General features: G+C 35.3%; 13 protein-coding genes. 2 read left to right on the top strand and 11 right to left on the bottom strand.

Annotated elements, in window-relative coordinates; translation table 11 throughout:
* Positions 1-810: 810 nt before the first annotated feature.
* Together ACYQ4S_RS08300 and pxpB are read right to left on the bottom strand one after the other, a co-directional pair.
* Positions 811-1,176: a hypothetical protein gene (locus ACYQ4S_RS08300; protein ID WP_459770512.1), complete on the bottom strand. Its 366-nt coding sequence runs from the start codon at positions 1,174-1,176 to the stop codon at positions 811-813.
* A complete protein-coding gene (gene pxpB, locus ACYQ4S_RS08305) occupies positions 1,154-1,906 on the bottom strand; it encodes a 5-oxoprolinase subunit PxpB (protein ID WP_459770513.1) in 753 nt (250 codons plus the stop codon). The genes ACYQ4S_RS08300 and pxpB overlap by 23 nt, the downstream gene beginning before the upstream one ends.
* Positions 1,907-2,067: 161 nt before the next feature.
* On the opposite strand from pxpB, the gene ACYQ4S_RS08310 reads away from it, so the two are divergent.
* Both ACYQ4S_RS08310 and ACYQ4S_RS08315 read left to right on the top strand, forming a co-directional pair.
* Positions 2,068-2,211: a hypothetical protein gene (locus tag ACYQ4S_RS08310; protein WP_459770515.1), complete on the top strand. Its 144-nt coding sequence runs from the start codon at positions 2,068-2,070 to the stop codon at positions 2,209-2,211.
* 259 nt (positions 2,212-2,470) lie between these two features.
* Entirely contained in the window at positions 2,471-2,731 is a 261-nt protein-coding gene (locus ACYQ4S_RS08315; RefSeq protein ID WP_459770517.1) for a hypothetical protein, read from the top strand.
* A gap of 170 nt (positions 2,732-2,901) precedes the next feature.
* Here ACYQ4S_RS08315 and ACYQ4S_RS08320 read toward each other — a convergent pair whose 3' ends face one another.
* From ACYQ4S_RS08320 to ACYQ4S_RS08360, 9 genes are all read right to left on the bottom strand, one after another.
* Positions 2,902-3,615, bottom strand: a complete 714-nt coding sequence (locus ACYQ4S_RS08320) for a hypothetical protein (protein ID WP_459770519.1) — start codon at positions 3,613-3,615, stop codon at positions 2,902-2,904.
* Between the two features lie 48 nt (positions 3,616-3,663).
* Entirely contained in the window at positions 3,664-4,884 is a 1,221-nt protein-coding gene (locus ACYQ4S_RS08325) for an FRG domain-containing protein (protein WP_459770521.1), read from the bottom strand.
* An 88-nt stretch (positions 4,885-4,972) separates the two neighbouring features.
* Positions 4,973-5,467, bottom strand: a complete 495-nt coding sequence (locus tag ACYQ4S_RS08330) for a DUF4268 domain-containing protein (protein WP_459770522.1) — start codon at positions 5,465-5,467, stop codon at positions 4,973-4,975.
* Positions 5,468-5,585: 118 nt separating this feature from the next.
* Positions 5,586-6,650, bottom strand: a complete 1,065-nt coding sequence (locus ACYQ4S_RS08335; protein WP_459770524.1) for an IS30 family transposase — start codon at positions 6,648-6,650, stop codon at positions 5,586-5,588.
* 226 nt (positions 6,651-6,876) lie between these two features.
* Entirely contained in the window at positions 6,877-7,197 is a 321-nt protein-coding gene (locus ACYQ4S_RS08340) for a hypothetical protein (RefSeq protein WP_459770525.1), read from the bottom strand.
* 120 nt (positions 7,198-7,317) lie between these two features.
* A complete protein-coding gene (locus ACYQ4S_RS08345; RefSeq protein ID WP_459770527.1) occupies positions 7,318-10,374 on the bottom strand; it encodes a type I restriction endonuclease subunit R in 3,057 nt (1,018 codons plus the stop codon).
* Positions 10,375-10,389: 15 nt separating this feature from the next.
* Entirely contained in the window at positions 10,390-11,577 is a 1,188-nt protein-coding gene (locus ACYQ4S_RS08350) for a restriction endonuclease subunit S (protein WP_459770529.1), read from the bottom strand.
* Positions 11,570-14,143 carry a type I restriction-modification system subunit M gene (locus ACYQ4S_RS08355; RefSeq protein ID WP_459770531.1) on the bottom strand — a complete coding sequence of 858 codons (2,574 nt, stop codon included), beginning with the start codon at positions 14,141-14,143 and terminating at the stop codon, positions 11,570-11,572. The genes ACYQ4S_RS08350 and ACYQ4S_RS08355 overlap by 8 nt, the downstream gene beginning before the upstream one ends.
* A 142-nt stretch (positions 14,144-14,285) precedes the next feature.
* Positions 14,286-14,450, bottom strand: coding sequence for a type I restriction-modification system subunit M N-terminal domain-containing protein (locus ACYQ4S_RS08360; protein ID WP_459770533.1), 165 nt, complete (start codon positions 14,448-14,450; stop codon positions 14,286-14,288).
* Between the last annotated feature and the right edge of the window lie 87 nt (positions 14,451-14,537).

Below are 14,537 nucleotides of genomic sequence, written 5' to 3' on the forward strand. Positions count from 1 at the left end.
CGAACATACTCAAAAAATATTCGAATATATCACAGGGCTTTCGAGTTCGCCAAAGCGAACCCTCATCCCTGCCGAGCTATCATCCCACGATTGAAACCGTGGGTTTTCTCGCTCGGAAAACTGATAATCATTCCAACGCCATCTTGTTCCGTTAAAGTCTTGTCGTCCGTGAACGCGTGCCTGTACGGAATTCCCTTGTCTGACCCAATATTCATTACCATTTACGTGATCATAGCCGGATATGGTCACCCCACGTGTTTCAGGCACTGTTTTATGCCGTGTATAGTCTACCCTTGCGCTACGCTGCCATCCGGCACCTACACCTGATGCTACACTGTACATGCCCCCATCCCATTGTGCCACAATCCCGGGGACAAACCCCCAGTTGGCCAGGGGACTGTACATCTCAATGAACGGATAGCTCCGGTAGTTAAATCTTCTAGGGTGATACAACGAATTTTGTACGGTAATGTTTGGTCGTGGGTCATCAAAGCGACCCCACCTGTGAATGGTATTACTCGCCCCACCGTGAATAGAGAATTAACCCCTATAGGTATATGTCGTGGAATTATTATTGAAGGCGTTAGTCAATTGCTGACGTATATATGAATCGGGCGCATTAGCTGACACGTCTTCCGCTTGGCCCCAAATACCGCCTACAAACAAAAGGGTTGATAGGGTTAAGATCAACCCCCGTTTCTTCTGTTTAGACATCTTACGTTTAGACGTTGGTGTAAATAAACGGCGTATATCCTTTATCTGTCGTATTCTCATGGGTTCGCCCCTTTCATTATTTAACTAACTCTGGGCTTATTCGCCGTCATCAACGTCTTCATTCGTGTCTGTTTCAGGTTCTTCCTCGCCATCTGTTTCAGGCTCTTCCAGACCTAATTCGACAGCCATCTCGGCATAGAGTGTTTCAAACTCTTCTTCTAAGATCTCATCCGCCACGCCATGTGATTCCTCGCCGTATACGCCCTCTTCTCTTATGGCTTCAATTAAACGCATGAGATGTGCCGAACGTCTATGGTTCGGGTGTTCTTCGATCAGTGCTTCCAGTTTGAAAGCAATCTGATCCATCGCTCCAGATACCGAAAAACCGTATCGCTGAAATCCAGTCCGTCCTTTATCCTGAACGGTCGTCTGCATCCCTCTACTGGTTACCCAAATGCCCACGTTCGACCACCTCCATCGTCACTTGACACTTGTATATTCCTTCTCGGCAGTCCGCTTTGATCTGGTCATAGTCTTCTCTGGACACCGGTTCAAATCGAATGTAATCTCCTGTTTCGTAAAGAAAGGGGGTATCACGTTTAGGGTCAAAAAGGGTCACAGGTGTCGATCCGATCAGCCGCCATCCTCCTGGAGAGGCCATCGGATACATCCCAGTCTGACTACCGGCAATACCAACAGCCCCCGCTTCAATAGATGTACGAGGCGTGTCGAGTCTCGGCATATGCAGGGAAGGATCCAGTCCGCCAAGATAAGCGAAGCCGGGAAGGAAGCCCATCATGTAAATTAGATAATCTCTTCCGGAATGAACAGCTATGATATCTTCGATTGATAAGCCAGAATGCCGGGATAAATCTTCTAAATCTGCTCCGAAGGCTTTATCGTAACACACAGGAATATGTACTACTCGTTTTTCTCGGCTTTCCAGGTTATCATGATGCGACAGAAGCTGGCGAATCGTTTTAGAAAGAGTGTTCAGGTCCGTGATTTCCGGATCATATAAAACTGTCAAGACACGAAAAGCAGAGATCGTTTCAGTCACTCCTGGAATAGACAACTCAGTCAGCTTCTTGTCCAGACTGTTTACTAGCTGATTAATTGATGGGTCGATTTTATCTTCAAATACTACACGAAGTGCGCAGTCGCCGGCCGGAACAATCGATGGCTCTGACATGAGTTTTCTCCCCTCTCTGGTCACAGTTACCTATGAAGTTATTATACATGATTTTGAAACAGCTATTGATTTAATAATGCATACTATTTTGGATAAGTCCCTCAATGACTTATCCGTTAGCGAACGGTATGACCAGAGCCTGGAATTAGTGAAGCCGAAGCTTGAAGCCTTTTTTTGACTGGTGTGAATCTCTAACTGCGCATGGCAAACTTGGCACAGCGATCAACTATGGGCTGAATCAGAAAGAGCGGATGATGAACGTTCTGAAGGACGGCCGTCTCGTGCTGCCTATCTCATTGGATTAACTGTTGATTATTGGAAAGATTTAAATGAATTAAAAGCTTTAATGTCTGAGAGCGAAATTTTCCAACCAAATATGACCCAAATAGAACGAATGACAAAATTAAAAAGCTGGCATAACGCACTTAAAACTGTTATATTATTCCCAGTTGTAAAGAACAGTTATAAAATGTAGGAAAATGACAATGTAAAATTGTTGGTTTTCCTACATTTTTTATATACTCTTCTTATCCCCTATAGAATTGGAGTGGAATAGGAATAGGAATGAGAAGAGATATTAGAGAAGGAGTGAAAAAACATATGATTGATGGCATAAAGCCCAATTATACTGCGTTAGCGGAACAATACGGATGTGACTATCGTACGGTTAAAGCAGCGTATGAAGAAGCGTTACAAGGTAATAAACCTAAAACAAGGAGGACATATCCGAGTAAATTAGATTCATTCAAACAAATCATAGATACTAAGTTAGAAGATCAATGTACCGCTTTTCGATCTAATCGAGAAGGATATAAAGTGGCATGATAAACAGTTAATACTTAAAAATGTCTAAAAAAGCAGTGAGTTTAATAGAAATAGTTATCCACATTTAGAGGTATGAATTATTCAGGTTGTTGTTTATTCTTTTTTCAAGGGACTTTTCTTTCAGGTTAATCACTCCTTGGATATACACACCTTATTTAAATAGAGTATCCTTATTTGTTTATAATGTAATCTTCTATGTAATTTAGAATTTCAACATTAATATCTTCTGTGCTAGTATCTATGTCATTGATTATTTGTTTCAATAAACTGCTATCCCAAAATTTGTCTGTTATTTTTTCCTTTACATTTTCCCACTTTTTTCCAGTTTTACTTGTTAGTTTTAGCTGATTATTATTAATTTCTTTAACTAAATGTTTATCAAAAGATCTTTGCCAACTTTGAATATCAAATATTAATATAGTACCGACCAGTGGATAGCTTACCTTATTAAAAATGCCTAGAAACTGAATTAATTTCGTAAGGTAATGTGACATATATAACAAGTAGGCAGAAGATGTGTAACTTAAATAAAGTTCACGTTCCATTCTAACGTTATTTATCTTTTCCCAAAAATCCAAAAGTGAATCTTTATCATTGAGTATTGCTGGATAGATGGCCAATTTGCCTAACTCTGTAGTCCTAGCTTCTATTTCAAGTTTATTATCGGCATCATATATTTCTTGTACATTAGCTTCTTTAATTACTTCTCTTACAGCAAAAAGAGAATCAGAAATTTTAGAGCCCACGCTTTTCTCATATTCTATTTTTCTTTCCTTTTTCATTTTAGACACTGTATAGAAATAAGTAATTCCCCCACCAATAATTCCACTAATTATTGTATTTGTTAAAGGATTATTATTAAGCCAAAAAATAAAATTTGACATGGTGTTCACCTTCTAGATAATTATCTTCTTTTATTATAAAAAATACAATCAAAATTCTTTTTTTATTTGTAACTCTTTTCCTAGCGCTCTATAGTATTCTTCATTAAAACTTTCTTGTGCTCTTTTGACTTCTTGATATTTATTTTCTATATATTGAGCAATGCTAGAATGATCCCCATAAATAAATTTACTATTTATATTAATATTATCTAATGATCTAATAATTTCTCCTTTGTTTTCTACTTTTATTATTTTTGTTGGCTTAATTAGCTGAGTATCTAATAAAAAACCTCCAGGAGATACAGTGTAATTTTGATATAAAAATATTCCATTTTGGTTAGTGCCTCTTTTGAAATTCATAATAGGCTTATAAACCATAGGAATAGCTCCCGAAAATTCTCGTCCAATAGGTAAAAATTTTTCTTTTTTTAGTTCTATATACCCTCTTAAAACAATTAAGTAATAAAGATAGAGTGGCCCATCTGTATGATAACTATTATAAAAATCCCTGATATATCTGTGTTCCTCAGACTGTACAATTTTTTCAACTATTTGACTTACTAAATCCTCATCATTCCCCTTCTCAATTACTAACTCTTCATTTTCATCATCATGAGCATTCCTGTAGTAATCTTGACAAAGTAAGTAAAAATGTTGTTCAAGGAATTCATTATTATCTTTGGAAAAATCCCCTAATAAGTTAATTATCATATCAAGAAGGTCTTTGTCATTAGTAGTTATAATATCTAGTAAATTCGTTTCACCAGTTTGTTCAAATAAAGGAGTTACGTCAAGTACTGGTACATCAAGTATATAAACATATCCTGGTTTCTCTGTATTTATGCGCTTATTATTTAAGTTATCTATGTAACTTTCCACCGCAAAATAGAGAGCAATTAAAGGATTTAAAGAAAAATCTATCAAATTTGTTTTTATACCATGATGTTGTGAATAAGCTAAAAAGCTATTTCTTGTATCGTCATCAAGTTCAGCCCATACTTCATACTTAAAAGACTCTATATTATTTTGAAAAGGTAAGTTTTTTCCCTTCTCATACCCCTCGTAACCTTCAACTGACCTTTCTCTAAACGCTGATGCATTAAAATAGGGTTGATTGTTATTATGCTGGTAATAATTATCAGTTTCACCTCTATAGAGTATAGGTCTCTTTGTTTGGGTATAAGCATCTTTTTGCAAGCTTTCTACTATTTCAATATATTTTGACAAATTATCAACCAAATAATCATATTCAATTTCGGTGTTTTCCACCTTCATCACTCACTTTCATTTTTTAAAAACTGTACCACATCACTCAGAGTTAATGTAATCTAATCAATAATTACCTGTAGTAATATTTTTAAAAAGTTAAATATTCTTTGAAAACTTTCCGCATTGCAATTACTCTTGAAATTACTTCATTCATTAACTCAAAATAATTTGATTGACTATCGAAATTTAGACCATCAATTTTTGTAATGATTCTACTTGCTTTTCTATTATTTAATCTTTGCCAGTCCAATGAGAAGGGCAACTGTCTTTCTATCTCTTCTTTTTCATTATACAATTCATCAAATAACTCTTTGTTGTCTCTGATATATAATTCTACACCAATATATCCACCTTTATTAACTAGTGTGATACTAATATGTGCTTCGCTTGTACCGATAGAAACATCATACCAATGATCGAGGGAAGCTTTTCTAGTATTGAATGGTCTACCTTTCTTAGAAACTACATCATTAAATTGTGTCCAGAAATTTAATCGTTCAGCCTGGGATCGATTCATCTCAATATCAGATTTTATTGACTTAGTACTTTTTATAAAATCATTAGGTTTTTCTATAACTTCCATTGTCAAATCAATCGCAACACTTTTATTAAAACAAGACATAGACCATTTAATTAGGAAGTGAACGGGTCACCCCCATGGGGGTGAAAAAAATTCGCTTCTTAATCGGTTTCGATCCGGGCTAGCTTAAGTCACTTTTTAATTGTGCTATTTCTTGGTTATAACAGTCAACTGCCGATTCCAAATCCAAGACTTCTCTGATGCGTTTATTAATTCTATCAGCTGCTTCGATGATGGATTCTGAAGTAAACTGATGGAGGGAAAGCCCCTTAGGTATAAACTCTCGAAGTAATTTATTGAAGTTCTCATTTGACCCTCTTTCCCAGGAAGAATAAGCATGACAGAAATAGATGGACAAACGGTCAGTTTCAAGTTCAGATACTTTTGAAAACTCAGATCCATTATCAAACGTAATAGTCTTAAAGGCCTCTGGATTGGCGCTTAAAATACGTTTAAAAGCGGTTAGGACAGTTTCACTAGAGTAATCTCTAATTTTCATTGTGAGTGCATAACGCGTTTTTCTTTCTAGTAATGTGATGATTGCGGGTTCTTCTTTATTTTTTTTGCCTTTGACTAAATCCGCTTCCCAATGACCAAATTCAATACGGTCTAAAACCTGTGGGGGACGATCAGAAATACTTTGTCCAAGCACTTTTTTATTTTGACCTTTAGGCTTACTCTTCTTGTTTTTACGAGGAGTTAAGCGATACATCACCGGCAAATCATGTGGTTTGATAGGCAATGCATTTTCCCTAATATAGCGGTAAACCGTTTTAAAGCAAGGAACTTTTTCTTTCGGGTTGTGTCGTGCATATTTCTTAACAAAGGTTTTAATGTTGTGAATACGGTCCTTACCTTTAAACCAGCCTTTATGGTGCGCTTTTTTTAGTTTATACCAAAACCGACCAGAGAAAGCTTTCAATCCTTTGGATTGACTGCGTTGCCTGTTTTGTAGATACTTTGTCTCCGAATAGTCAGCACGGTAAAGCACCACTTTTTTACCGTTAATAATTTGCGGGACTTTTCCGCGTTTGATTTCTCGATATATGGTGGATCGGTCACGTCCAAGTAGTCGAGCAATTTCAGCTTGTTTTTTGTCTTCGTTTAGCCATTTTTCAATTAACTCACGCTCTTTAAATTTCAAATGTCCTTTGGTATTCTTTGTGTTAAAATGAGTGTGTGACATGAAGATTCGCTCCTATACTTTGTTGTGGTGACTTAAGTATACCGAATCTTCATGTCTTTTTTAATTGTTGCGTTTCATTTTACAATACGCCGGTTTTTCTATAATTTCAAACTTTGGTGCTGGTAAAGAATCACCTATTTTATATGCATGAAGTTCAATTAAGAAAAAATTTATCTCCTTTACCATATTATTATTTAACCATTCAATTGCACTTCTATGTTCTTCTCTAGCATTCTTTGACTATCCAAATAATAACTTCCGCATCTAAACCAGAAGCATAGGTAATTATCTTACCTAAGTGATCATGATTTGAGTCCTCTAGTTGATTCTCAATAATAACTTTTGTATCTGTCGGCTCATCAATTGCTACTAAATCACAACGATATGCACCGACATAAGCTTCTTTTTCAATATCTGTAAGAGTTAACCCAACAATATTATTAAGTTCTTCTATATTTTCAGATTTTGAAAGCCAGTTAGAAAAGTCATACTGCTCATGTTCCCAAAGGTCTCTAATATCTACTTCAATTAATTTTCCAATAGTCATAACTTCACCTACTCTCATATTAAATTTAAAATGCTGTTTATTTCAAGAAAACCCCATATCCTTCATTAGTGGATATGGGGTTTAGTTAATCGATTAGCTTTTACCTAATAATTTATTTGTCTATTCATACTTCTTTTTTATCTCTACCATATACTCTGGCAATGTCTGTACAAGCTGCATAGTGTGTATCAATGGACTATCTGCTGGTTTTCTAGCTTCTTTATAATTAACACTTCGTTGTAGGTCTTCAATATAAGGAATAACTTCTTTTTTATTTAAAGAATATTCTTTAACAGATTCAGATAATAAGTTCGCATCAAGTCCCCAATCTTTCGCAATTTCATCAATTTCTCTTTGGACTTTATTTTCTTTCCATTCTTCAAATAAGTCATCAAAACGCGAATTACTAGATAAATTTCCGGTTACTAATTCAGTATCCACAAACTCTTTTAAGAGTTTCGCTTGATCATCTTCACCCATGTCACTTAACTCTTGGATTTGTTGATGTATAATACGTAAAGTCTCTGTATCAACTGTTTGAATACCGTCTTTACTGCCTACACGATCCCCAATCAATCCTAGAATATGATCCGCATCAATGACTTGAGTACCTGACAATTTAACTCGACCAACTAAGGGCTGAACTGGTAAGATTTCAGTGTCATCTTCTTCGGGCTTTAAGTTTTTATAAGCACCAATATATTTCATCCACTGATGCTCATCTATCCCAAATTCTGCATCATTCCATTCATACTCATAATACTGCTGAACAGTATTTAACTGTTGATTTGCATGCGTGAATGATTCTATGAAATTATCCAATTGTTCATTATTTGTTTCTAAATCTGCCCAATTTGTTGGATCAGGAAGTACTTCTTCCATCCATTCAACTGCCTCTTTAAATTTATGAACAGCAACCTCATAATGTTCAACAATTGCAAGACTACTTGTTCCACCAGACCCATACAGTGTAAGTGCACGATTCACTTGCTCTTCTGTCATAGCTGGATATTTGTAATTAATTATCGTTCCAAACTCTTTCATAGGACCTTGTACTCGATTGGTTCTTGAATAAGCTTGAATTAAACCTTGAAGCTCTAGTGATCGATCTACATATAAAGTATTCACATACCTTGAATCATAGCCTGTCAGTAATTGATCTGCTACAATAATTAAATCAATATTTCGCGGATTGCGACCACTACCTCCACGAGTCGATCGGACCACTAAATCTTTGAAATAACTGTCGCCATCTTCTACGCGAAACTCAATACCTGTGAATTCTCCGTAATCTTTAAACATTTGTTTAATTACATCTGGTGAGATGCCGTCTGGATCATTTTCATTTCCAAAGCTGAAAGTCATCGCGACATTTAAATCGTAATCCATCTTAGCTAAAGCTTTCTTAAATTCATTATAGTAAGCAATAACTCGATCCTTATAAGCAACAGTCAAAATAGCGTTAAAGAATTTTTCTTGCGATTGGGATTCCCAATTCGAAAGAATTTCTTCCACTACTCGAGGAATATGCGTTTCATCATGGTAAGTTAATAATTGTTCTTTGATAGCCATTTGTTCAATTTCAGCATTTGACTTGCTAAGTAACTCTCGCTCAATTGCTCTTTCTCCAAGTTCGGGTTTATTATTTAAAATTTTATCCGCTAAATCTTCTCTTAGACTAGAATAATCTTCGAACTCGCCTGTATTAATATAATCCACATGGAACCCTAAAACATTCCCATCACGAATGGCTTGGTCAATCGTATAACTATGCAATTCTGGACCGAAAAGTTTTTCAGTAGTGTCAATGACTTCACTTTGAACATTAATCATTCCAGTTGATTTATTCTCATCAAACAATGGTGTTCCAGTGAACCCATAAAAAAGCCCATTTTTCTTAAAGTAGCTCTTAATATTGACCATCATTTTGCCCATAGTGGTTCGATGTGCCTCATCAATAATAAATACAATCTTTTTATCGGCTAGACTATAATTCTCATTATCTTTTAAATCTTTCACTAAAGAATCCAGTTTAAAAGTCGTCGTCACAATAATTCCACGCTGTTTAGAAAGCATTTTCTTTCTTAGATGATATGTATGCGTGGTGTCATCAACCGTTACAGCTTCATAAGCAGCATACGCTTTAAAGTTTGCGCTTGTAGCTGCATCTAGTGAACGACGGTCCACAAGAAACACCACTTTATCAAAACCACCTCGAGTAGAAAGGAATAAAGCTGTTTTAAAACTGGTGATAGTTTTTCCTGAACCGGTTGTATGCCATACATATCCTCCATGTCGAATACCATCTTCACTCCAGCCTAAAGCAGCTCGTTCAACTGCTTGTAAAGCATAAACCTGATATGGACGCATAATCATGTGTCTTCGGTTTTCTTCATCTTGGGCTTCATCAATAATTAAATAGTCTCCAACTAACTGATGAGCCATTGGAATCATTAAAAAATGTTCAATCACTTTCTGCCAATCATTGATTGGATTATTATCAGCATCAGCCCACTGAAAGACAAAACTTTTATTAAAGTCATTAATAGATTTCGGAGTCGCAAAGTAACGAGTCGCTACCTCAGACATTATGACCATCATTTGTGAGAATGCCATGAAATTATTGACAAATTCTCCATCACGGTAATAGCGTTTAAACTGCTCGAAAGCTTCGTCTAAAGATTTATCAGTTCGCTTTTGTTCAATGTTAATTAACGGCAAGCCATTAATTAACAAGACAACATCAAAGCGATTCCCATTCTCACTCTCCACTTCGCGAGCGATTTGATAGCTTGAATCGCCCCCACGGACTTGAGATTTTTTGAAAATCGTTAACGTAATTTGTTGGCGAGTAATACCCGGATAATCATCTCGGTAAATTCCATCAATTTTTCCAGTTGATCCTTCCATCGCTAAAAGTTTGGCTGCTTCATAACTATTATCAATTTGTTTTACCTTTGCCATAACTTGTTCGAACTCTGCATCACTTAAAGGAACTCCTTCTAATTGATCGGCATTCATCCGATTCAGTTCATGACGCCAATTTTCAATTAAGTGATTGACCGTTACGCGTTGTTTATTTCCATCTAAATGGTCAGGTGCTTTCCATTTATATTTTTCTAATTCACGAACAAATCGATCTTGAAATGCTTGTTCTGATGATGTTTTTTGTTGCATATAGCTTCCCCCTTTCTAAACAAACATATCGTTTAGATAAGCTTGTTTTAGTTTCTCTAACTTTGAAAGTTTTTCTTCTTCTATTGAAATTTGATTATCTAAATTCTTAAAGAACTGACCAATTTTTTCTTGTTCCAAGAATGAAGGTATTTGAATAGGTACTTTATTTAATACATCACGAGTTAGTTGTGGTTGGGCTCCCCCTGTGATATATTTCTCTAGTCGTTGAGATGAGAGATAGGAATACAAAAATTTTTTATTAATATTTGTATTCTCATCTACATTTACAACCATTGAATTACCAGTAATCCAAACCGGGCCAACTACATAGCTAGGATTTCCTGCATTTTCACCTCGTGCTGATATAGTAATTTGATCTTCCTCATGGTTTGCATTTGAGTAATATCCAATATATCCATTTGCACCAAATACAGGTATTCCACTTGATTGCAGAGATGTTCTACTTATCGTTTGAGGCTGATATAAATTACCTACCTCGCCTAAACTATATTCTTTCCATGATTCTTTAAACCCTTCAAATCGTTTCTTCGGATATTTTTCTCCTTCTTTTGGAAACATCTCCGAAAGATAAGCAGATTTAATATCTTTTACTTTATTTACTTTCGATTGTTGCAATTGAATCATTTGATCAAGCTTTTTAAAGAACTTGCCTATTTTTTCTTGTTCTAAAATTTCAGGAGAGTAGAAGCTGAATTTCTCCATGTCTGCTTGGAATAAATGAGGAATACTAGATCCAGAAACTTTAATATTAATCAATTCATTAAATTGACTACCGTTCAATATTTGATAAAAAAATTCTGAATTAATTTTATCAGATACTCTAACCAACATCATAGTTGCATTAATAGTCGCTAATGATGGCAATTGTTTTATTATTGCTGGATTTCCAAGTGACCCGTCTTTTGAAAAAATTATATCATTTTCTTTAAGCATGATATCTGGTGATTCTTTATAACGCCACAATGGTATATGGTCTACTTTATTCCAATTAATAATTCCATTATTTATATGTCTTCCAGCAATCATTGCTGGACCTCTATCCACATACTCTTCTTGTTTTAAGTTTTTCCATCCTAAACGACCTTTAATTATCGCATTGTTTCCAAGTTCATACTTAATCCAATTTTCTTCATTAACAAATTCATCGAACCTCAACTTTGGTATTAATTTCTCTTTACTCATTTTTTGTCACCACCAATTGACTGGCCATTTCTTTGAAGCTTGCTTCTAGTTCTTTGTATTCTGCGTCTAGGTCATCTAAAGTATCTTTATATCGGGTGTCTAGTTCTTTTAAGGTTTCTAATTCTTTTTTCAATGGCTCTTCTATCAATAAAATCATATCTCTTATTAAATCACCAAACCATTTTTTATAGACTAATTGATCAATCTCTTCATTTGTTAATTCTAGAATATGATTTTGCACTCTCTCATCAAGTGTCTTTGTTTTCTCTCGTCTGGTTCGAGTAATTTCTGTGCGTTTAGATAAGAGATTTAATACTTTTTGAATTAATTCATATTCCTCAGTATCTTCTTCATAGTTCTTAATTTCTTTGCGAATGTTTCCAACAGTGAATGAATTCTTGCTTGCGTTTAACGATTCACCAAGAATTTCATTCTCATTGGAATCTTCCACTTGTGCTTCTTCGACCAGTTCATCAAGTGCTGACTCTACTTCACTAATCTCTGCTTCAATTTCTTCAATTAGTTTTGCCTCTTCTGCATAGAGTTCTTTGCGAATTAAATCAATTGGTACTAGCGTTCCAATCCAACCGTCTTGTTCTTCACGCTTATTTTTACCCGTTCCTTTAGTTACGATATTTGGCTCTCTTGAGCGACCTAGTTCATAGAAGTCACCTGCTGATATTTTTTCTACATCTTCTGTTAGATAATTTTCCCATAGTTCAGCGACTAACTGATAACCATCATAAACATTTAAATGCTTAAAGTTAGTAAGAATCTCTTTAATTTCTACTAACATTTCTTCCATTAATGGACGAACCTCTGCAGGATCATCTACTTGTTTTAGGATTGGCCAGTAATGGTTGATATAAGCATTAATTCGCTCAGTCATTTCCATTGCTTTTTCTTTCATTTCTTCACTATTTATAACACTTTCAGTTAGTTCAGCTATTTCTTGATTTAACTCATAGTAATTTGGTCGAATCTCTTCTAAAGCATTTCTTAAAATAGTCGGTGCAATTTCGTTTAGTACATGAAGGTTTTCTATGTTTTCTTTTGGAATTCCACCGTATAAATGTGCATCCACATCATGCGGTATTTCTTCATCTGGTTGCACTACATAGCGTGGGATATTTAGATTGTATTCATTTTCAATGATTTCTTCTCGTGAAACATTATAACTGTATCCATCTATGGTTTCCCTTGAAGTGTACGTATCTACAATCTTTGCGATATCTTTTTCTTCTAAGACATTCTGCTTGCCAACTTTAGTAAACTCTTTAGATGCATCAATCATGAGAACCGGTTCATTAATTGTTCGATTTTTCTTTAAAATCATTACTGCAACCGGAATGCCAGTGTTAGTAAACATGTTAGATGGCAAACCAATTACCGTATCAATATAATTTTTCTCTAATAGGCGTTGACGTATTTCTCCTTCTGCACCACCACGGAATAACACACCATGTGGTAAAACAATCGCCATCGTTCCTTCTTGCCCTAAGTGGAAAAGTCCATGAAGTAAGAAAGCAAAATCTCCTCGACTTGGTGGTGGTAGTACTCCAGCCACTTCAAAACGCGGATCACTCACTGTTAAGTCAAAACGATTCCACCCTTTTACAGAGTATGGTGGGTTCATGACTACTGCATCGAATTGAACGCCCTCATTTGGTCGTTCTGGATCTTCTGGCCAATCTTCAGCCAAGGTATCGCCATTTTTAATCGTCATCTTTTCAGGGCGAACGCCATGAAGCAGTAAGTTCATTCGTGTTAAGTTATAAGTTGCTGTGTTCTTTTCTTGACCATAGTAAGTAAGATTTTTTTGTTCATGTGTATCTAAATGTTTTGCAACTGTTAAAAGTAATGATCCAGAACCAACTGTTGGGTCATATATCGAGCGAACATCTGAAGATTTAGCAACGATTCGAGCCATTACCTCACTTACTTGCTTTGGCGTGTAGAATTCTCCAGCTTTCGCACCAGATTCCATCGCAAACTGCCCAATTAGATATTCATAAGCATCACCTAAGATATCACCTTTTTGTAAAGCAACCATGTTTAAGTCGGCAAATAGTAGAATTAAACTCTGAATATTTCGACTACGTTCATTTAAATTACTTCCTAAAGCTGTATCGGTCAAATCGATTGTTGAGCTAGAGAATAAGCCCTTAAAATCATCTGCGCCTTCTTCTATAACAATAGTCCGCTCAAAATTATGTAGACTATCTGTCACCTTTTGTACTTCAAATTCTCCATTATTAATATCCATTAACCAAGTTTGATATAAGTATTCTGGCAACACATAATAACCAAGCAAACTTTGAATCGTATTATTTAATGCATCACCATAAGCATCATGAGCTTCCTTGTAAGCCTTAACCAATTCTCTTTCGCTTATATCGTTGCCTAACTGTGAACTTTCTTTAAACGTATTAAGGGTTTTATCACTTAAAAATTTGTAAAACATTAAACCAAGCATATAGTCTTTATAACGACTCGCATCCATTGAACCTCTTAGTTCATTTGCGCCATCCCATAAACGACTTTTAATTTCTTCTGATGTAATCATTATTAATTTCTCCTCGTATGTAGTAACTATCTATTTTTAGTTATTTTTGAAACAACTGCCAACCGATTTTTTCCACATTGTTGTTTTATTATTGTAGTATATTCATTGTTTTTAATTATTTTATCTACATTATTTTCGTAGATCATCTTTCTAAACCATTATCTCTAGTCGGAAGTAACGTATCATGGAATCTTTTAATTACCGTAAAAGGTAAAATAACTTCTCCATACTCATGTGGTTTATATAAGCCTCGAATGGTGTCAGCAATCACTAGTGTTGCATAAAACTTAGAATAAATGATTTCCATAGATTGTTACTTTCGTCACAAATGGTTTTCGTTAAAATTTCCAAAAAAGTCAAGTGCTGGCGCAAGGGATGACTTTTTCCAGAAATT

The organism is Alkalibacterium sp. s-m-28 (assembly GCF_054658175.1).